Raw genomic sequence first — 19,332 nt, forward strand, 5'->3', positions numbered from 1 at the left:
AAGAGGTAGGCGCCGATCATCGAGATGAAGATTCGCACTCCAGAGGAAGGCCTATCGGCGCTAACCGACGATGCCGAGCGCAACCGACTGCTGGCCGAGATGGCTGAGCAGTCCACCGACATGATCTCGCGCCACACCCCGGACGACTGGCGCTTCATCTATGCCTCCCCTGCCGTGGAACGCTTGCTGGGCTTTACCGTCGAGGAAATCGTCGGCCAGTCGGCATACGATCTCTACCACCCGGACGATGTCGAAGACTTCAAGCGCCGCTCGCCCAAGGTTACCTACGATAAGGGGCTCTACACCCATACCTATCGATTCCGTTGCAAGGACGGGCACTACACCTGGTTGGAAAGCACTAGCCGTACCATCCGCTGCCCGGAGACAGGCGAGATCAGGGAGATTCTGGTGGTGTCGCGCGATGCGACTCACCGCATCAAGGCCGACGAGGCGAACCGGCGCTTGGCCCGCGTTCTGGAAAGTACGCAGGACTTAGTGATCTTCGTCAGTCTGGGCCGCACCGTCACCCACCTGAACGAAGCCGCTCGCACCACGCTCGGCCTCGACCAAGAGGACTACAAAGCGATCCCCTTGTCCACGCTCATTGCCCGGCAAAGTTACGACCGGCTGAGACAGGAAGCCTTACCGCTCGCCGAGAGCAGCGGCCACTGGCGGGGCGAGTTGCAGATGCAGGCACGGGACGGGCGCGCAATCCCTGTCATGCTCGAACTGCTTGCTCATCGGTCGCTACACGGCGATATCGAGTATTACTCTCTGGTCGCTCACGACCTGTCGGACGAGAAACTGGCCGAAGAACAACTCAAGCAATACCAGGCCGACATCGACCACGCGAGCCGTCTCATTACCATGGGCGAACTTGCTTCCAGCCTTGCTCACGAGCTCAATCAACCGCTGTCGGCTCTGGTTAATTTCCTACGCGGGGTCGAGCGTCGGTTCTCCGGCGTGGACAATATCAGCTGGGAAAGCATAAGATTGCCCATCCAGCGCAGCATCTCCACCGCTATGCGGGCAGGAGAAATTGTACACCGGATGATGGACTTCACGCGCAAGCAGGGACCGAAAATCAGAAACCTGAACATTGCCGATGTTCTCGACGAGCTGATTGAGTTTTCCCAGCTTAACGCCGAACGGCGCAATGTATCGCTGCAGACCGATCTGGCTCCCGACCTACCGCCGGTGCGGGCAGACAAGCTTCAGCTGGAGCAGATACTGCTGAACCTTGTCATCAATGCGATCGAAGCGTCGGCACGCCCCCCCGACCAGGAGCCGGCGAGGGTCACCATTGCCGTCGAGCACCATGACCGGGGACAACTCAAGGTGATGGTTACGGATCAAGGGCCCGGCATCGCGGAAAGCGATTTGCCGCGCATCTTCGAGCGCTTTTATTCGACGAAGGACAGCGGCCTCGGCATGGGTCTAGCCATCAGCCGCTCTTTAGTAGAGGGGCTGGGCGGCGAAATCTGGGTCGATAATCTCCCGGCGGGCGGGGCCTGCTTCACATTCACTTTAAACGTTGCCGACTAAAACGCATGCAAGCTCAGGAATATCAACAAAAGGTTTTTATCGTCGACGACGATCCGGACGTTAGAGACTCGCTACAATGGCTGCTGGAGTCGGTGGGTCTTACCACCGAGTCGTACGAAAACGCATTAGATTTCATTAACGCGTATCGGCCCGATACCAGCGGCTGCATTATTCTCGACGTTCGCATGCCGGGACTGAGCGGCATCAACGCGCAGCGAAAGCTTCCCGAGCACAATATTCACCTTCCCGTCATCATGATCTCCGCCCACGGCAATGTGGACATGGCGGTTACCGCGATGACGCAGGGCGCGGTGACCTTCATCGAGAAGCCGTTCGACGACCAGGTTCTCATCGATCACGTTCATAGCGCGCTGGAACGCGATCGCCGCCGCTGCGACCAGAAGCGGATACAGACCAGCCGCAAAGCGCGCTACGACAGTCTGACACGGCGGGAAAAAGAAGTGTTCGAGCTGATCACCTCCGGCCTGTCGAACCAGGAGGCGGCAGATGCGTTAAACATCAACCGCAAAACGGTCGAAGGCCATCGTGCCAAGCTGATGGCGAAAATGGAAGCCGACTCCCTGGCCGAACTGGTCCAGATGGCCATTGCGCTAGGCATCATAAAGGTCACCGAATAAGATCGCACCAGCCACCGGCATAACGCCTTCCGGCTAAAGCACCCTGACAGGCTGCCGAACGGATTGTGTCGGCAGCCTGTCGCGCGCTGCTCTTTCAGGCTACGAATTGCTGCCGAAGCACGTGCTTCTGCAACTTGCCGGTGGATGTCTTCGGCAACTCCTCCATGAACACGATTCGCTTAGGCACCTTAAAACCGGCCAGATTGGCCCGGCAGTGCCTGACAATCTCCTCTTCCGTCAACTCGCCATAGTCATGCCGCGGCGTGACAAAGGCACACGGCACCTCGCCCCAATGCGTATCCGGCGCCGCCACCACCGCCGCCTCCAAGACACCGGGGTGATCGTAAAGAACGCTCTCGACTTCCAGGGTAGAGATGTTCTCGCCACCGGAAATGATGATGTCCTTAGAGCGGTCCTTGATCTCCACATAGCCGTCCGGATGCCAAACGCCGAGATCGCCGGTATGGAACCAGCCGTCGGCGAACGCCTTTGTCGTCTCCTTCTCGTTACACAGGTAACCCTTCATAACGTTGTTGCCGCGGAGAAACAGCTCGCCGATGGACTCGCCGTCCTGGGGCACCGGTTCCATGGAGATCGGATCGGCAACCATCATGTCCGACATGGCCAGCATGGTAATTCCCTGACGCGCCATCTTGGTCGCCTTCTGTTTGATGTCCAGCTCATGCCAATCGTCCTGAAACTCGCAGATCATGCTCGGCCCGTAGGTCTCGGTCAGACCATACAGATGAACGACATTCAAGCCCATAGCCTCCATAGCGGCGATGGTTGCCGCCGGTGGCGCCGCACCGCCGGTGGCCACGGTGACGGTATGCTCGAAAGCTTGTTTCTGCTCCTTCGGCGCGTTGATTAACATGTTCAAAACAACAGGTGCCGCGCAGAAATGGGTGACCTCATGCTTGGCAATGGCATCGAACACGACGGCAGGCTGCGGCTGTCGGATGCAGACGTGCGTTCCCGCCACCGCCGTAACGGCCCAGGGATAACACCAACCGTTGCAATGAAACATCGGCAAGGTCCAGAGGTAAACCGCACCTGCGGGCAGGCCTAACCCAATGATGTTGGAGAGCGAATTAAGGTGAGCACCGCGGTGGTGATAGACAACGCCCTTCGGATTCCCGGTCGTGCCCGAGGTATAGTTCAGGGCGATGGCTTGCCACTCGTTACTCGGCCGCTCCCAGGTGAAGTCGTCATCGCCGGTGGCGAGCAGTTCCTCATAGGTCATGCTGCCGATTAGCTCACCGCCTTCGGCATAAGGGTCGTCCACATCGACGATAATCGGCTTGTGGTCGCAGCCTGCCACTGCCTCCTGCGCGCGCTCCGAGAACTCCCGGTCGGTAAAGAACACCTTGGCGCGACCGTGGTTGAGCATAAAGGTAATCGTGCGCGCATCCAGACGCGTATTCTGGGCGTTCAACACGGCACCCAGCATCGGCACGGCAAAATGCAGTTCGAGCATTGCCGGCGTATTAGGCAACAAAGCCGCGACCGTATCGCCCTGACAGACCCCCAGCTTGCGCAGCGCGGACGCCAGCTTAAGGCTGCGTCGATAAACCTCGGCCCAGGTCCGCGACGTGTCGCCGTAGATGACCGCCACGCGGCACGGATGCGCCAGAGCGGTCCGCTCCAGAAAAGAGATGGGCGTTAGCGCGGTGTAGTTTGCGTCCACCCTACTCAAGCCTTGTTCGAATATTTCATCCATTAGCAGATGCCTCTTATAAGGTAGAAGATAGAAAAGCGCCTCCGAACCTCCCTCGGAGGCGCGTCGTTCATACCTCGGTGCTGCGCTCTTTCTCCGACGGCGTCTTGCTAAGCTTTGACGTCAGCCAATCGCGTTCCAGCACCAACCACAACACCAGCCCGATACCCAAGGCCCAGGCAGCCCCTTTCGTCGCTAGGACAGCACCAACGATGATGGCAATACCTCGCTGGAGGTTGCTCTTACCCTCAAGCATCTCGATCGCAAGATAGCCGCATAGGTAACCTTGAATCAGAAGTGTCAGCGCCATGCCGATATTCAGCCCCGGCTTGAGCAACGACACCACCGGCACCAGCACCAGTGCGATCGTCATCCCCCAGTAAAGACTGGCAGCACCGCCCCAGTAGCTATCCATGGTTTTGCGCGGATTATTCATGTAGCGGTTGATGACCAAGGCTTGGCCACCTGTCCAGGCCGGCCCGGACAGGCTAAGGAAAGGCGCGAACAGTCCGTGAAACAGATTGCGGATACCGACGATGACGCTGTTGCGCTTGGGGCTGAAGATCAGCTTCTCGTCCTTACGCACCGCATCGGCGTTTTTGAACAGCGAGTCGACGACCAGGATATCGCCAAAAGCGATGATGTATGCGGCCAACGCCAGGGGCGCTGCGGCAACGAAGTACTCAAGCGGCGGCAAGCCAAGGCCAAAAATGCTGTAGTCCCGAAGAATCTCGCCGACCGGGATGACGGTAAAGCCCCATTCGATCACCGGCACCTCCACCTCGCCGATGAGCAGCCCGAGGATATAAGCGACAAGAAACGGCACGGCGATTCCGTACTGGGCGACATAACGGAAAAAACTGTAACGCTCGCGCAAGGGCTTAGCCGTCTCCGAGAACAGCATAAAGAACCCGAGTGCGGCACCGGTGAGAATGGTGATCGGCATCGTCCAGACGCGCCCGTCGGCACCGAACTCGGTCATAATCGCGGAGACACCCGCACCGATGAGAATCCCGGCCTTGAGCGACATGGGCATTCGCTTAACGAGTGCATCCGCGCCCTTGAAGATGCCCAGGCCGAGGAACACCACCGCGACCATTATCTGTAATGCAATCAATGCCAGTATTCGCGCCTCGCCTTCCGGAAAGCCGCTTAGGAACGCGATATAAAGCGGAATTCCCGCAGTGATCCAGCCAGCGATGGCGGGGTCGCCGAAGTGCGTATGTACGAGATAGAGCAGATTGTTGATCAGAACGAACGCAACCGCGATCTCGAAGGGAATCCCCAGCACCTGCGTCATGAGCGCCGTTACGCCTAACGGTACGACACACAGAATGACCCCTTGCAAGATGTCGGGAAGCTCAATCTTGTAATGAACGAATGGGACTCGGAGCTTCAATGGCCCGAGCATATACGGTTGTTCGGCACCTGACTGCCGATGCTTGAGGGACATGATATTCCTCTCCTCCAACTGGCTCTTATCGTTATGAGGTTGGGCAACTTGCCAGTTACCACCCTCTTATACTAGGCAACACTACTCCATCATTCAATGGTTTTTACTTGGTTTTGCAGTAACAATCACTCAAATCCACTTCGAAAAGGCTCAAACTAGAGCAAAACACGATGCGTACGCTTGGTACCGTGAAACGGGCCCGATGTAGCGCAAGCGGCACGAAATCTAGCGTCGGCGGGATGTTCGATGACTCGGCGCTACCCAAGGGGAAAGAGACGAAGATACCCAAGACGGGTGCGCTACATGCAGGAAGGCGAGGAGGTATTTTTAGCGTTTCGCCGTACGCGATGCTCCGCAGGCGGTGTTGGAAGGGTTTACGCGATTGACGGAACCAGGATGCGGGCGCGGCGGTACCCGATAGAAAAGTAAAATGGCCGCAGAGAATACAGCCCGGCTTTAACACCGGGCTTAACGATTAAGCTAGGTACCTTACAGCGATCCGCGTCCACGACACCAGATAGCAAAAGGTAATGCGATGCGTGCCTTACCGATGTCTCACCAATAGCACCGGCACCGGCGAGCTGCGTACGACCTGTTCGGCGTCGCTCCCCATCATCATGCGTTCGAAACCGCGCCTGCCGTGCGTACCGATAACGATAATGTCCGCCTTCTGCTCGCGGGCGCTGTTGAGAATCGCTTCCGACACCCGGATGCCGCTGCTCTTGTACAGCTCGGTGCGAACTTTAACACCCTCTTTGTCGAGTTGCGCCTTGGCCTTTGCCAATAGCTCTTCGCCCGCCTGTTCGATGGCCGGTTGTAGCTCGCTTAAACTCAGAGCCGGCGCCTCGAAGTCGGGTATATTGATCAACAGGTCCACGACATGGAGCAAACACACCTCGCCTTGAGTCAGCCGCGCAAGGCGTGCGGCCTCTTCCATGGCTTTCATCGAAGTAATGCTGCCGTCGATAGGAACTAAGATATTGCTGTACATAAGCTCTCCTGGGTGGAAAAGTAGAGAAGATTTACCGGTTCACCGGCTCCTGGCTAGGTGCTGCTCGCCGGCCCGCTGAACGGGTAAATCTAAGCTAGTTTCGATCATATTGCTCAGCGATGTCGATTCAATCGCGGTCGGCCTGTTGCTTAGCAACGAAGCCGCCGTGTATTCTTCGTTAACCCGCGCTGTCACCACTTGATTTCACCTTCCTCGGCGCCGGGCAGCTTGTAACAGAGAGTTTTCATGCAGGACAGAGATCTTGAGCGCCTAAACGATAACGCCATTTTAGGCCCCTTGCCCGAATCGGCACGGCAAGCCTTACTCAAGGACGCTTTCGAGCTCGACATGCCTGCGGGCACCACCTTGTTCCGGCAAGGCGAAGCGGCACGCTTTATCCACATCCTGCTGGAAGGCTCCGTTGCACTGATCGGAACCTCCGACGACAAGGGCGAGACCGTAGTCGAGTTTTTCCACAGCGGCGCGGTTTTCATCATGCCTGCGGTGATTCTCGAAGCCCCCTACCTGATGTCCGCCCGGACCGTGGAAGACGTCCGCATTCTGATGGTACCCGGCGAACAATTCCGCACCCTGGTCGAGCAAGAACACACGCTAACACTTGCCGTTGCTCGCGAGTTGGCGCGCCATTGGCGCCTACTAAGTCGGCAAGTAAAAGATCTTAAGCTGCGTTCCGCGCCCCAGCGATTAGGTGCTTATCTCCTGAGCCTAGCAGACACCGACGCCGATTCCGCACAACTGCAACTCACCGAACAGCGCGGTATGTTGGCACGCCGACTCGGCATGACTCCGGAAAATCTCTCGCGCGCTTTCTCTCGTTTGCGCGAGATGGGCGTTAAAGCTCGCGGCCGCCGAATCGAGTTAACCGATATTCCCGCCCTACGACGCTTCTGCGTCTACGACGACCTCGCCTAAGACACCCCCTTCCTTTAAAACGCCATCGGAATCGCGCATCGCGCGAGGTGCGCGCCTGGCCATCTGCTAAGACTATTGATGCAGCAAAAATTAGGTTTTGATGTAAATCAATGAACCCCTTGATGCAAAGCCGTAAAAGATACCTAGCAAATGCTTCTTATACGCCCATTCAGGAGGGTCGACACAATGCCAAGAAAACAACTACTCACTGCACTCGCCGGCGTTTCGTTCGCACTTAGCATGGCGCCTGGCGCGTTTGCGGCGGAGTCTCGCCTAAAGCACGAAGGGGAGTTCATTGTCGACGGAATGATTTTCGGGCTACCTGAAGCGCGTGTTTTTGAAGAGGATTATGACGGCCCGCCGGTTGTAGGCGATTACTTAACCGCGTTGCCTCACTTAAAACCATTGGATTACGAAGGCAACCGTACCCACCACGTGCGACTCGACACATTCGCGCAGGAAGTCGAAGTCGCGCCGGGCTATAGCTTCACCGCGTGGACGTATGGCGGCAGCGTCCCGGGGCCGACGCTTCACGTACGCGAAGGCGACCGTGTCGTCTTCACCATGAAGAACCGTTCGGACGAAGAGGTGGTCGTCACCAAACCCATTCGCGGCGGCGCACCCTACTTCGCCCAATTGCAGCAAAATCCGTATCAGAAGAACGCACCGGCCATCAGCCCCGTCCCCCACTCGATGGACTTCCATAGCGGAACCGTCGCGGCCGACGATAAGTGGCGGACTATCGCGCCCGGCGAGAGCATCGAGTTCGAGTGGGTCGCCAACTATCCGGGCGTTTATATGTATCACTGCGGTACGCCGAGCGTTCTGATGCATACCGCCATGGGGCAGTACGGTGCGGTTGTGGTCTCGCCGCGCGAGGGCTTTCCGACCGACGACAAAGTCGACCACGAGTTCGTGATCGTACAGTCCGAGTTCTACCTGACCGAAGACGGCGACGGCTATCGCTACGACCATCAAGCGGCGCTGGACCGCAACCCCAGCCACGTCACCTTCAACGGCCATGTCAACGCACTTAATGCCACCCCGCTGCGCGCCAAAGCCGGCGACCGCGTGCGCCTTTACCTGCTAAACGCCGGCCCGAGCGACACCTCAAGCTTCCATGTCATCGGAGCGATTTTCGACCGGGTCTGGTACGAAGGCAACGTTGAGAACGAGTGGCGCGGTATGCAAACGGTGCTGCTCGGTGCCAGCAACAGCGCCGTGATGGAGTTCATTGTTCCCGAACCGGGCGCTTACAAGCTGGTCGACCACGAGTTTGCCGACGCCGAACGCGGCGCCGTAGGCACCTTAATCGCCGAGCCCCGCAACTGAGCTTAAACCCGGCTAGCTAAGGCCAAAACCAAGGGAGCCCTCGTCATGCGTCACAGCATCTTCTTCGCCGCACTGCTGATCGCCTCCGGGCCGGTACCGGCCGAGCCGGTTCGCATCGACGGGGGCTACTTTCAGCAACCGATTCTACTCGACGAAAACACTCGGGAAACGTACATCGACGCCTTCTACCTGGATGCCAGACAAGTCAGCAATGCCGAGTTCCTAGCATTCGTAAGACAGGAGCCTGCCTGGCAACGGGATCGAATCCCCCGCCTCTTCGCTCAGCCCAACTACCTCAAGCATTGGCCGCAAGCGCTGACGCTCGGGCAACGCTCGGCGGCCGACGACCGCCCCGTGACCTATGTGTCCTGGTACGCCGCCCGCGCCTATTGCGCGGCCCAAGGCGGCCGCTTACCCAGCCTCGACGAATGGGAATACGCCGCCGCTCTGCAACGTAATGCCAGCAACCAATCCGGGAGCGAATACGCCCACGCATTGTTTGCCTGGTATACCAATCCGAAGTCTCGCGATCTGGCGCCGGTCGCCGCGACCGAGCCCGGTCCCTTAGGGCTGCATGACATGCACGGGCTTGTGCTCGAATGGGTCGAAGACTTTCAGCTGTTACTCACCCAAGGCGACAAAACCGATCTGCTTGGAGGCTCTTGCGGCGATACCGCCCGCTTCATGCCGAAATTCGACGAAGAACACTACGCCACCTTCTTTCGCTACCAGTCCCGCAGCAACTTCAATGCCCGCTCGACCACCAGCACGCTGGGGTTTCGTTGTGCTTACAATGTGGAGGAACCATTATGAGCTTGAAACGACACTGTCTCGCCTCACTCGCCGCCCTTACGTTGGGCTTATCGTCGGGTACCGCACTCGCCCACTCCGGCCACGCCCACCATCACCACGGCCATCACCACGAACCGCTACCGGCGGCTACCGTCAACCATCAAGACTCGCTCTACCACGTGGAGGATCAGTGGACCGACCATCGCGGCCAGAGTGTGGCGCTCGGCGACTTTCGCGGTCAGCCGGTACTCATAACGATGATTTACGGCAACTGCAACACAGCCTGTCCGGTCCTGGTTAACGACCTGACCCGAATCCAGACAGATCTACCGAAAACGCTGCGCCAACAAACGCGGGTACTTGTGATTAGCTTCGACAGCCTTCATGACACTCCCGATGCGTTAGCCACCTATGCAGAGGAACGCGCCCTCGATCGGGAAGGCTGGCACTTCCTACATGGGGAACCTCATCAGATTAGAACGCTGGCAACCTTGCTCGGGGTGCGCTACCGAGATAACGGCGACGGCAGCTTTGACCACAGCAACCTTATCGCCGCGCTCGACGAAGAGGGCAAAATCGTTCACCGCAGCGAAGGCTTGCTACAGCCGACGCAACCCATCGTGCAGGCTATCTCCGAACGCGCCACCGAAAGATCAAAACATTAGCCTGCGCACAATAACCCAGGTTAACGACGCTGCCCCTAATGTACGAGATACTTAAGGAAACACTTAGAGGGCTAGTGAATGAGAGCGCTGACTTTGCCGCCGTTTGTTATGGCAATCGCTATTGTGCTCATGATCGGACTAAATTATTTAGCACCACTCGTACATTTATGGGGCGCGCCTTACCGTTGGCTGGGGATTCCGCTTGTGCTTATCGGCCTTGGTATTGCCAAATGGCACGCGGACTTATTTAAGGCGGTAGACACCAACATCGACACCTTCGGCGAACCGGATACGCTGACGACCGAGGGTCTATTCCGTTATACGCGCAACCCGATGTACTTAGGCTTCGTGATTGTGCTGGTCGGCGTGGCTGTACTACTGGGCTCTATAACGCCTTTCCTCCCCCTTGCAGGCTTCGTGCTCCTCACCCACTTCTGGTATATCCGCTACGAGGAGCGTGCCATGCTGAAACAATTCGGCCAGCAGTACGTCGACTATAAGAGCAGAGTGCGCCGGTGGCTGTAAGCGGCCAACAGCGCATTGTCGATACCGTACAACCGGGTGAAAGCCCCCTGTAATAGCTTAAGTCAAACGTCGCGTGGTCTCCCGAACCACGAGCTCCGCCTTAACCCTCATCGATTCGACCCGCTTCTGGTCGATAATACTCAGTAGGGACTCCGCCGCCGTCTGCCCCATGTCGAACAAGGGCTGACGCATGGTCGTCAACGGCGGCGTGGTATAACTGGAGGAAGGAAGATCGTCGAATCCAATCAACGAGATATCTTCCGGAATACGGATGTTATGGCGATATAAGGCCAACCTCGCGCCATACGCCATTTGATCGTTCGCAGCGAAAATAGCCGTAAACGACACGCCCCGCCGCAGCAGTTCCATGACGGCCAACAGACCGCTCGGCTCCCGAAAGTCACCGTTAACGACCAAACGCTGGTCATAATCAACACCCGCTTCGGACAAAGCACGTCTATATCCGGCGAAACGTTGCACGGCATCGCGATGTTCTTCCGGTCCCTTAATGTGAGCGATGCGTCGATGGTTTAAGTCCAGCAGATGTCTGGTTGCCGCATAACCCGCCGCTTCGTGATCGAGATCGATCGCGCAGGCGCGCTCTGCTTCGATCCGACGCCCGGTCACGACAATAGGTACCTGTTCGGTATAAGCGAGGATTTGTTCCGGCTCTAATGTACCGTAAAGGATAATAATTCCGTCGACCCGACGCGCGATCAACAAACGGATGCGGTCGCTTTCGTCCTGCGTATCCCAGTGACCGCTGACAATCAACGGCGCATACCCGGTATTTGCCAACGCTTTATCGACGCCCTGCAAGGTTTCGTTAAAGTAAGAGCTGCCGATATCCTGTGTCAGTACGCCAACTGTCATTGTCCGCCCGCGCTTAAGGCTCTGGGCCAAGCGGTTCGGCTCGAAGTTCAACTGAGCGATGGCATCCTGCACCGCTTGCCGCTTCTCCCGAGAAACGCGCGCAGTCCCGTTGAGTATGCGAGATACCGTGCTGATGGACACCCCGCCACCCGCGCGACTTCTTGCACCGTTGCCGAACCGGAGCCACCCGATTTCACCGTTGTTTTCACGCTTTCCCCTTATCCAGCAGAAAATCTCCTGCCCCTGAACCTTAACCCGCCGTATGTCGACTGCCTTGGGCAGGCCGGCATTACACCTGAGCGAATGAGGTTACGAGACACGAGGAACAATACCATTGACAGATCGAGAATTCCCCGCTACTACTTATAACAAATTATGAAAACGATTTCATGTCTAGCTGAGCAAACACCCTAACCGCATTCCCAATGCGTCCAGTTTAGGGGCGGTTCGGGCATGATTAACTAAGGAGGAGATAACAGTGGCCTCATTACGCTTGTGTAATATTCGTAAGCGCTACGGCGCATCGGATACCGTCATCGAAAACCTGAACCTAACGATTCGAGCGGGAGAGTTCATGGTTCTGGTCGGCCCGTCCGGCTGTGGCAAGTCAACACTTCTACGCATGATCGCCGGGCTTGAGGATATTACCGGCGGCGAGCTTTTCATCGACGATATCGACCATCGCTATACCCCACCGGCGAAACGCGGCGTCGCCATGGTCTTCCAAAGCTACGCGTTATATCCGCACATGAGCGTCGCCGAGAATATGGGGTTTGCGCTACGGCTCGCCGGCCATACCAAGCAGCAGATCAAGCAACGGGTGGGCAGTGCCGCCGAGATATTACGGATCTCGCACCTACTCGATCGCAAGCCGAAAGATCTCTCGGGCGGTCAACGCCAAAGGGTAGCGATCGGCCGCGCAATCACTCGCAAACCGAAAGTCTTCCTATTCGACGAGCCCTTATCGAACCTCGATGCCAGCCTCCGGGTACAGATGCGCATCGAGCTTCGCCGTCTGCATGAAGAGCTCGGCGCGACAATGATTTACGTTACCCACGATCAAGTCGAAGCCATGACCCTAGGCGACCGGGTAGCCCTTCTCAACCAAGGGAATCTTGAACAGGTCGGCCCGCCCATCGAGTTATACGCTCAACCTGCCAATCGATTCGTGGCGGAGTTTCTCGGCTCGCCGAAAATGAACCTCTTACCGTGCCGGCTTGAGCCGATCGGCGGGGGATCGCTCGCACGCGTTAGCGACCAGCTGGCCTTGAAAGTCCCCTACCCCCTGCAACGAAACGAGGGGCCGGCCATGCTCGGCATCCGCCCCGAACATTTCAAACTAACCCGCGCCGGTAACGGCAGTACCGCCTTCGTTGAGGTGCAGGAACGGCTCGGCGATGCTTCCATTCTGCATGCCCGTTTGGCCAGCGAAGGGGAACGGGTGGCGGTCAAGCTAAACGACGCCGCCCAACAATTCCAGCCGGGAGATACCGTTACCTTGAATGCGGTCGAGCACACGTGCCATGTGTTTGACCCATCGGGCGCCAGTCTGCGCGTTGCGTAATTTTTTTGCCCAACCATGAAAACGATTTCACAGAAACATCGATTTTTCCCCGCGACAGATGTCTCGCTTACTACAAAAACAACATTAACGGAGGAGAGAACGCATGAAACGGCAGTTAATTAAAGGCGCAGCGGCGTTAAGTAGTGCCGTCTGTCTAAGCCAAGCCTTAGCGGTGGAGGTTGGCGACTTCGCCTTCCACGGCTATATGCGAGCCGGCACCGGAATCAACTTGGAAGGCGGCCGCCAAGTCTGCTTCCAAGCCCCCGGCGCGGATACCAAATGGCGCTTAGGCAACGAATGCGACTACGTCATCGAGCCGAGCTTTATCGGTCGGGTGGCCAGCGTCGAAAACGGCGGCGAATGGTTTGTCCACGTCATGCCGTCGGTCTACCGCTCCTGGGACGACGACGACGAGCTGGTTTCCACCTTCGGCCAAGCCTTTGTCTACGGCGAGAACATTCCGCAACTGGCGAACGGTAGCGTGTGGGCGGGTCGCCGCTTCTACGACCGGGTACAACTGGGCATTAACGATCAGTTTCTAGAAAACCACGACGGCGACGGCGGCGGTATCGAGAACGTCGACCTCGGTTTCGCCGCGTTCAGTTACGCCTTTCTGATGCGGCCGCAACAAAACGCTAACGACGCCGCTTACCAACACGCCTTAAGACTGACGGACATCCCGAGCGTGCTGGGCAGCCATTTCAACGTCTACGCCGGCTACCACAATCGCACAGCCTCGTCGGATCAGTCTTATGCCCCGCCGTCGGAACCCGTCGGGGTCGATTCGCTAAAGCGTATCGGGATCTACCACATCACCCCCGACACCTTGGGCGGCAGTACATTTCTCGGCTTCCGCTACGAGGAAGGCAATAACGACGAACGGGGCGAGTTGACCCAATGGCGCGTCGTGCTGCAACAAGAGGGCTTTGTCGATGCCTTTAGTACCGGTTGGTCGCTTATCGCCCAATACCGGAGCAAAGAAGAAAACAATCTCGAAGAAGAATGGTATTCCGCCGGCATCCGCACCGACACGCACCTGAGCGGTCCGTTTCGGTTTCTTCTCGAAGTCGGCCACGACGTGGTGAAACCCGAAAACCAGCGCCGCCGCGAGATGAGCAAAATCACGCTGGCCACCGCCGTCTCCGGCGGGCCCGATCCCTGGTCGCGCCCGACCGTCCGCTTGTTCTACACCTACGCCCACTGGAACAGCGCAACCCGCGACAATCTCAGCGGCGCGCTTGAGCAGGTGTACGGAAATTCGACAAACGGCAGCACCGTCGGCATTCAAGGCGAAGTCTGGTGGTAACGCCCGTTCGTTAGCAGGGATAAGGAGAAGACCATGAACTTACTACGACACCTCGGCGTCAGCGCCGCTTTGTTATTCGCAACCGCCGTCTCGGCCAGTGCCGCCGAAATTCGCCTCGAAGGCTATCCGGACTTCGACAGTAAGCTTGAGCGCCTCTTGCCCGACTTTCAAGAAGAAACCGGGCTGAAGGTTCACGTCTTGATGAACAATTGGGAGGAACACCACCGCCGCTTGGCGACGACCTTGGCGACCGGGCGCGGCGCGGCCGACATCGTGTATGTCGATGTCGGTAAGGTCGGCGCCTTCGTCAATGGCGGAGGCTTTGTCGATCTTACCGAACGCTATAAAGACATTGCCGGTCATTACGCGCAGTACGCCGTTGCCCAAGGCCGCGGCCCGGACGGCAAACAGTATGCCGTACCCGTGGATATCGGCCCGGGCGTCATGTATTACCGCCGCGATTTTATGGAAGACGCAGGTTACGCGCTCGACGATGTCGTTGACTCTTGGGAAGCCTATGTGGAATACGGTCGCTGGTTGCAAGAAGAACACGGCGTTCTACTGATTGGCGATGCCACATCGGTTGCCCAAGCCATTGTGTTTACCGAAGTCGAACCGGGGAACGGCTTTTACTTCGACCGCGATGGCCAACCGATACTAACTTCGGAGCGATTTGTACGCGCGTTCAGCATCGCCAAACAGATCCGCGACGAAGGCCTGGACGGCCGTATCAACGACTGGACGGAAGACTGGTACGAAGGCTTTCGCGAAGGGCGTTTTGCCACAGAGCTATCCGGCGCTTGGTTGCTTGGCCATATGCAAAACTGGATCGCGCCGGAAACGTCCGGCCAATGGGGCGTTTCCGGCCTCCCCGCCGGGGTCTACGGCTCCTGGGGCGGCTCCTTCTTAGCCATTCCGACACACAGCCAAAACGTCGATCAAGCCTGGCAGCTTATCAGCCACCTTTTAGAGGCGGAAACGCAGAAGGCGGCTTTCCGCAACATTGCGGCATTTCCGGCGCACGTCGGCACCTACGACGATCCGATGTTCGATGAAGAAATCGAGTTCCTCCGCGGCCAACGCGCTCGGCAGTTATTCGCCGAAATCGCACAGAACGTTGAGCCGGTGACACCGCACGCCGGCGATAACATCGCTTACGACATGATCTTCGAAGTCGCTCTGCCTCGCGTTTTGAACGATGGGGAGGCGGTGGAAAAAGCACTTGCCGATGCCGAACGCCAGCTACGCCGACGCCTGCGCACGCTGTAAGTCACGACCTAACACGCCGGGGGCGGCTGCAATGCGCCGCCCGGCGTTAACCTGGGGAGAATACGAAGCATGACTGTCCAGGCTTCCGCCCAAGCGACGCTACCGGAACGCCCGCCTTCACAGAAGGCAGCGGTTGCGGAGGCGCAAAACAGCAGACAAGGACGACAGCCCCCTATTGGTTTTTATCGCCGTTTTTCCTGCTGTTCGGAACCTTTTTCGTCTTTCCTATTTTTTCATGATTTTCCTGTCCTTCCACACGTGGAACCCCGTGCAGGGGCTGGGCGCCATGGAATGGGTAGGTTGGGAGAACTACCAACTCGCGTTAACCGACCCGATGCTGTGGCAATCGCTGTGGAATACGATTGTGATCGCCTGCCTATCCGGTATTCCACAACATCTTGTGGCACTACCCACCGCCTACCTTCTCGTTCGGCTGGGAGCACGTGCTCGACACTGGCTCAGCGTCGCATTTTTCATGCCTTACGTGACTTCGACGATCGCGGTGTCGATGATTTTCTACGTCATGTATGCGCCGGCGAGCGGGATCATCAACAAAACGCTCGTTCTGTTAGCCGATGCAAGCCTCACGCAGTGGGCATTCGCCTGGGTGCACGAGGCCATGCCGATACGGTGGACGCAGGATAATGCACTGATCCGCTATTCGGTGTCCTTTGTGGTGTTTTGGAAGTATGTGGGCTTCAACATCATCATCTACTGCGCCGGTTTGATGACGATCCCCAAGGATCTTTACGAGGCGGCCCGCATCGATGGCGCTAACGCCTGGCAACAGTTCCGCTACATCGCGCTACCGCTGTTGCGGCCTTTCATCTTCTTCGCCGTCACGCTAACCATCATCGGCAATATGAACCTGTTCGACGAACCCTACGTGCTGACCCGTGCGCTCCAACAGGCCGCCGATAACGGCATGACCATCTCCAACTACCTCTACCGGGTCGCTTGGGAATGGCTGGATATGGGCGGCGCCGCAGCCGTGTCGTGGATATTGTTCGGCATCATCGCGCTGCTGACCGCTATTTACTTCTACCTGTTCGGCCGGAAGGGGCTGGAGGAGCACTCATGAGCGTATCGTTTCTGCAAAGCGACGCCTATCAACGCAGCCTCGACGTCGCGTTAAAGACCCTATTATGGTTTTTCCTGATTTTGGGCGTGATTGTTACTTTGTTTCCCTTTCTATGGTCGGCACTGCTGTCGACCCACGATCGCAGCACCATGTTCAGCTCGCAGCTGACGCTGTACTTCAGCGACCAACTGTTCAACAACTACGAACGGCTGCTTGCCATCATGCCGTTCTGGACTGCCATGTTTAACAGCTTCAAGGTCGCGGCTCTGGGAACACTGGTATCGCTGTTGTTCTGCAGCATGTGCGGCTACGCCTTGGCGGTCTATCGCTTTCGCGGCCGCAATCTTGTGTTCCTCGTCATGGTCAGCTCGATGATGATCCCCCCGTTTTGACATTGATACCCTACTACTTGGTAATCGACAGTCTGGGGCTTATCAATACTCACCTAGCGGTTTGGTTGCCGTTCACGATCAACCCCATCGGCATTTTTCTGATGCGGCAATACATCGTCGCGTCCGTTCCCAAAGAACTGCTGGAGGCGGCCCGCCTCGACGGTGCGGGGGAGTTCCGTATTTACTGGAGCATCGTACTTCCCCTGCTGCGACCGGCACTTGGCACGCTCGCCATCGTGCAGTTCGTTTTTCTCTGGAATAACTTCTTGCACCCGCTGGTGGTACTAACGAGCGCGGATATGCAAGTCGTCACACTCGCCCTGCGCAGCGTGCAGAACGTCCCGAACACGCCCTGGGGCGCTGTCATGCTGGGTACCACGATTTCCATCCTGCCGCTGATTGCGATCTATCTGCTCGCATCGAAACAGATGATCTCCGGACTCACCGGCGGCGCCGTTAAGGAATAACCACTAGGAGACCTACACATGAGTTTTGCACTACCACGCGATTCCCGTCTTAGACACCCCGACTTCCTGTTCGGCGTGGCGACCGCGGCTTACCAAGTCGAAGGCGCCAGTACCCAAGACGGCCGCACGCCGAGTATCTGGGACACCTTCAGCCGCGAACCCGGCCGGGTACTCAACGGCGATAACGGCGATATAGCCTGCGACCACTATCACCGCTGGCCGCAAGACCTCGACCTTATTCAAGAGCTCGGCTTCGACGCCTATCGGCTCTCGATCGCCTGGCCGCGTATCGTGCCGGAACGCGGGCAAGTCAATGCACTCGGCCTAGCATTCTACGACCGGCTCATTGACGGCCTGTTAGAGCGCGGCATCAAGCCGGTAGTCACCCTCTACCACTGGGACTTGCCGCAGTACCTTGGCGACCGCGGCGGCTGGGTTAATCGGGAAACGGCGTATCTATTCGCAGAGTTCGCCGATACCGTTTCGCGCCGGCTCGGCGATCGCGTGCATGCCTATGTCACGCTCAACGAACCGTGGTGCAGCGCGTTTCTCGGCTATAAACTCGGACTGCATGCACCGGGCCTGAAGGAGCCGCGGCTGGGTTTTCAGGCTGCTCACCACCTGCTGCTCGGGCACGGGCTGGCCCTACCGGCCTTGCGCGCCAACGCCCCCAATAGCCGGCTCGGGCTGACCCTCAACTTCACCCCCAATTACCCGGCTAGCCCTCGGTATAACGACCACGCGGTCGCACTACTGGAAGATGCCATCAACAGCCACTGGTTTTTGCAACCCGTCATGGAAGGCTGCTACCCCTGGCTCGTTCGGCAACAACTGGCCGAAGCAAACCCGGCGATCTATCCGGGCGACATGGCGGTCATCTCGCGCCCGCTCGATTTTCTGGGCGTTAACTACTATACCCGCTCCGTCGTGCGAGACGACGGCCGTGGCAGAGCAACGGAAGCGCCTTTGCAGCACGCGGAACGGAGCAGCATCGGCTGGGAGATTTATCCGCAGGGTATGTACGACCTATTACTCGGGCTTCACCGGCAATATACGTTGCCACCGATCGTTATCACGGAAAACGGCGCTGCCGACGTCAGCCCGCAGGAAGATACGCTGCGCTGCCGTTATCACGAACAGCACCTGCAAGCGATCGACCGCGCCATTCGCGACGGTGTCGATGTCGCCGGTTACTTTGCCTGGAGTCTTATGGATAACTTTGAGTGGGCCGAGGGCTATAGCCAGCGATTCGGCTTAGTGCATGTCGACTACAAAACGCAACAGCGTACAAAGAAGCGAAGCGCGGAGCTGTTCCGCCAATTTCTAGCGGAACGCACCGGTGCCGAAGCCCAAACCGCCAGTGCCGAGTAAATCTACAGGGCGGCTGCCGACGCAGCCGCCTATATGCGGACGGGCGAGCACCGCGGCCTCCCGCCCTTACCGACACCGCGTATCCAACACCTAGAGAAACATCAAGTACAACTCGGGCCCCGCCCGTATTTCCTTATCGACGACCGGTAGAAGCGGCTCGCGCCTCCCAGGCTCATCGCAACGCCGGGGCCTGGCGGTACTACAGAGCCGCTTACGGAAGGGCCTTCATCCCGTTCACTCAGTAAGAACGACCCAAGTCACCATCAAAAACGTCAAGACCGCTAGCACAGCCCAACCTATCCAGCCATGCCACCACTCACGCTTGGCCCAGCGCTCGCTAGGCTCGCGGTCGCTTTGCTTGATTTTCTTACGCCCCCGCCAAGCCCCTTCGCCCGCACCGGAACTCGCCCAGCCCAGC

General features: G+C 57.9%; 19 protein-coding genes. 14 read left to right on the forward strand and 5 right to left on the reverse strand.

Annotation, left to right across the window (positions count from 1 at the left end; translation table 11 throughout):
* Positions 1–24 precede the first annotated feature (24 nt).
* Entirely contained in the window at positions 25–1,545 is a 1,521-nt protein-coding gene (locus CAI21_RS12135) for a PAS domain-containing sensor histidine kinase (RefSeq protein ID WP_116302532.1), read from the forward strand.
* A gap of 5 nt (positions 1,546–1,550) precedes the next feature.
* Complete coding sequence (locus CAI21_RS12140; RefSeq protein ID WP_116302533.1) at positions 1,551–2,183, forward strand: response regulator transcription factor; 633 nt, start codon at positions 1,551–1,553, stop codon at positions 2,181–2,183.
* A 94-nt stretch (positions 2,184–2,277) separates the two neighbouring features.
* On the opposite strand, the gene CAI21_RS12145 is transcribed toward CAI21_RS12140, so the two are convergent.
* The 3 genes from CAI21_RS12145 to CAI21_RS12155 all read right to left on the reverse strand — a co-directional run bounded on the left by CAI21_RS12145 (position 2,278) and on the right by CAI21_RS12155 (position 6,344).
* Positions 2,278–3,903 carry an AMP-binding protein gene (locus CAI21_RS12145; protein WP_116302535.1) on the reverse strand — a complete coding sequence of 542 codons (1,626 nt, stop codon included), beginning with the start codon at positions 3,901–3,903 and terminating at the stop codon, positions 2,278–2,280.
* A 67-nt stretch (positions 3,904–3,970) separates the two neighbouring features.
* Positions 3,971–5,353 carry a hypothetical protein gene (locus CAI21_RS12150; RefSeq protein WP_116302536.1) on the reverse strand — a complete coding sequence of 461 codons (1,383 nt, stop codon included), beginning with the start codon at positions 5,351–5,353 and terminating at the stop codon, positions 3,971–3,973.
* A gap of 544 nt (positions 5,354–5,897) precedes the next feature.
* Complete coding sequence (locus CAI21_RS12155) at positions 5,898–6,344, reverse strand: universal stress protein (protein ID WP_116302538.1); 447 nt, start codon at positions 6,342–6,344, stop codon at positions 5,898–5,900.
* Positions 6,345–6,590: 246 nt separating this feature from the next.
* Here CAI21_RS12155 and CAI21_RS12160 point away from each other — a divergent pair, with 246 nt between their 5' ends.
* The 5 genes from CAI21_RS12160 to CAI21_RS12180 all read left to right on the forward strand — a co-directional run bounded on the left by CAI21_RS12160 (position 6,591) and on the right by CAI21_RS12180 (position 10,591).
* The gene (locus CAI21_RS12160; protein WP_116302539.1) at positions 6,591–7,277 is read left to right on the forward strand and encodes a cyclic nucleotide-binding domain-containing protein; all 687 of its coding nucleotides are present in this window, start codon (positions 6,591–6,593) and stop codon (positions 7,275–7,277) included.
* A gap of 186 nt (positions 7,278–7,463) precedes the next feature.
* Positions 7,464–8,609: a multicopper oxidase domain-containing protein gene (locus CAI21_RS12165; RefSeq protein WP_181919397.1), complete on the forward strand. Its 1,146-nt coding sequence runs from the start codon at positions 7,464–7,466 to the stop codon at positions 8,607–8,609.
* Positions 8,610–8,654: 45 nt separating this feature from the next.
* On the forward strand, positions 8,655–9,422 hold the full coding sequence (locus CAI21_RS12170; RefSeq protein WP_116302541.1) for a formylglycine-generating enzyme family protein: 768 nt from the start codon (positions 8,655–8,657) through the stop codon (positions 9,420–9,422).
* Positions 9,419–10,066, forward strand: a complete 648-nt coding sequence (locus CAI21_RS12175; RefSeq protein ID WP_116302542.1) for an SCO family protein — start codon at positions 9,419–9,421, stop codon at positions 10,064–10,066. Before CAI21_RS12170 ends, CAI21_RS12175 begins: the two co-directional genes overlap by 4 nt.
* 78 nt (positions 10,067–10,144) lie before the next feature.
* Entirely contained in the window at positions 10,145–10,591 is a 447-nt protein-coding gene (locus tag CAI21_RS12180; protein WP_116302544.1) for a methyltransferase family protein, read from the forward strand.
* 57 nt (positions 10,592–10,648) lie between these two features.
* Here CAI21_RS12180 and CAI21_RS12185 read toward each other — a convergent pair whose 3' ends face one another.
* Positions 10,649–11,605 (reverse strand): LacI family DNA-binding transcriptional regulator, encoded by a 957-nt coding sequence (locus CAI21_RS12185; RefSeq protein ID WP_116302545.1) that lies wholly within the window; start codon positions 11,603–11,605, stop codon positions 10,649–10,651.
* 337 nt (positions 11,606–11,942) lie between these two features.
* On the opposite strand from CAI21_RS12185, the gene CAI21_RS12190 reads away from it, so the two are divergent.
* From CAI21_RS12190 to CAI21_RS12215, 7 genes are all read left to right on the forward strand, one after another.
* Positions 11,943–13,028 (forward strand): ABC transporter ATP-binding protein, encoded by a 1,086-nt coding sequence (locus CAI21_RS12190; RefSeq protein WP_116302546.1) that lies wholly within the window; start codon positions 11,943–11,945, stop codon positions 13,026–13,028.
* A 103-nt stretch (positions 13,029–13,131) separates the two neighbouring features.
* Entirely contained in the window at positions 13,132–14,334 is a 1,203-nt protein-coding gene (locus tag CAI21_RS12195; protein WP_116302547.1) for a carbohydrate porin, read from the forward strand.
* A 33-nt stretch (positions 14,335–14,367) separates the two neighbouring features.
* Entirely contained in the window at positions 14,368–15,603 is a 1,236-nt protein-coding gene (locus CAI21_RS12200) for an ABC transporter substrate-binding protein (RefSeq protein ID WP_116302548.1), read from the forward strand.
* 175 nt (positions 15,604–15,778) lie between these two features.
* Positions 15,779–16,684, forward strand: a complete 906-nt coding sequence (locus CAI21_RS12205) for a carbohydrate ABC transporter permease (protein WP_220348099.1) — start codon at positions 15,779–15,781, stop codon at positions 16,682–16,684.
* On the forward strand, positions 16,681–17,076 hold the full coding sequence (locus CAI21_RS23890) for an ABC transporter permease family protein (RefSeq protein ID WP_220348102.1): 396 nt from the start codon (positions 16,681–16,683) through the stop codon (positions 17,074–17,076). Before CAI21_RS12205 ends, CAI21_RS23890 begins: the two co-directional genes overlap by 4 nt.
* A complete protein-coding gene (locus tag CAI21_RS23895; protein ID WP_220348117.1) occupies positions 17,073–17,543 on the forward strand; it encodes a carbohydrate ABC transporter permease in 471 nt (156 codons plus the stop codon). Before CAI21_RS23890 ends, CAI21_RS23895 begins: the two co-directional genes overlap by 4 nt.
* 18 nt (positions 17,544–17,561) lie before the next feature.
* Positions 17,562–18,914, forward strand: a complete 1,353-nt coding sequence (locus CAI21_RS12215) for a GH1 family beta-glucosidase (protein ID WP_116302549.1) — start codon at positions 17,562–17,564, stop codon at positions 18,912–18,914.
* 234 nt (positions 18,915–19,148) lie between these two features.
* Here CAI21_RS12215 and CAI21_RS23195 read toward each other — a convergent pair.
* Positions 19,149–19,332 (reverse strand): hypothetical protein (locus tag CAI21_RS23195; protein ID WP_181919398.1); only part of this gene is annotated, 184 nt, incomplete at its 5' end.

It is taken from the genome of Alkalilimnicola ehrlichii, from assembly GCF_003399765.1.
Lineage (GTDB): Bacteria > Pseudomonadota > Gammaproteobacteria > Nitrococcales > AK92 > AK92.

Bases quoted from the DNA above. Each gene is read 5' to 3' on its own strand.
- CAI21_RS12160 (WP_116302539.1), top strand. From the start codon at position 6,591: ATGCAGGACAGAGATCTTGAGCGCCTAAACGATAACGCCATTTTAGGC.
- CAI21_RS12140 (WP_116302533.1), top strand. From the start codon at position 1,551: ATGCAAGCTCAGGAATATCAACAAAAGGTTTTTATCGTCGACGACGAT.
- CAI21_RS12135 (WP_116302532.1), top strand. From the start codon at position 25: ATGAAGATTCGCACTCCAGAGGAAGGCCTATCGGCGCTAACCGACGAT.
- CAI21_RS12215 (WP_116302549.1), top strand. From the start codon at position 17,562: ATGAGTTTTGCACTACCACGCGATTCCCGTCTTAGACACCCCGACTTC.
- CAI21_RS12195 (WP_116302547.1), top strand. From the start codon at position 13,132: ATGAAACGGCAGTTAATTAAAGGCGCAGCGGCGTTAAGTAGTGCCGTC.
- CAI21_RS12165 (WP_181919397.1), top strand. From the start codon at position 7,464: ATGCCAAGAAAACAACTACTCACTGCACTCGCCGGCGTTTCGTTCGCA.
- CAI21_RS12155 (WP_116302538.1), bottom strand. From the start codon at position 6,344: ATGTACAGCAATATCTTAGTTCCTATCGACGGCAGCATTACTTCGATG.
- CAI21_RS12175 (WP_116302542.1), top strand. From the start codon at position 9,419: ATGAGCTTGAAACGACACTGTCTCGCCTCACTCGCCGCCCTTACGTTG.
- CAI21_RS12150 (WP_116302536.1), bottom strand. From the start codon at position 5,353: ATGTCCCTCAAGCATCGGCAGTCAGGTGCCGAACAACCGTATATGCTC.
- CAI21_RS12200 (WP_116302548.1), top strand. From the start codon at position 14,368: ATGAACTTACTACGACACCTCGGCGTCAGCGCCGCTTTGTTATTCGCA.
- CAI21_RS12180 (WP_116302544.1), top strand. From the start codon at position 10,145: ATGAGAGCGCTGACTTTGCCGCCGTTTGTTATGGCAATCGCTATTGTG.
- CAI21_RS12170 (WP_116302541.1), top strand. From the start codon at position 8,655: ATGCGTCACAGCATCTTCTTCGCCGCACTGCTGATCGCCTCCGGGCCG.
- CAI21_RS12145 (WP_116302535.1), bottom strand. From the start codon at position 3,903: ATGGATGAAATATTCGAACAAGGCTTGAGTAGGGTGGACGCAAACTAC.
- CAI21_RS23890 (WP_220348102.1), top strand. From the start codon at position 16,681: ATGAGCGTATCGTTTCTGCAAAGCGACGCCTATCAACGCAGCCTCGAC.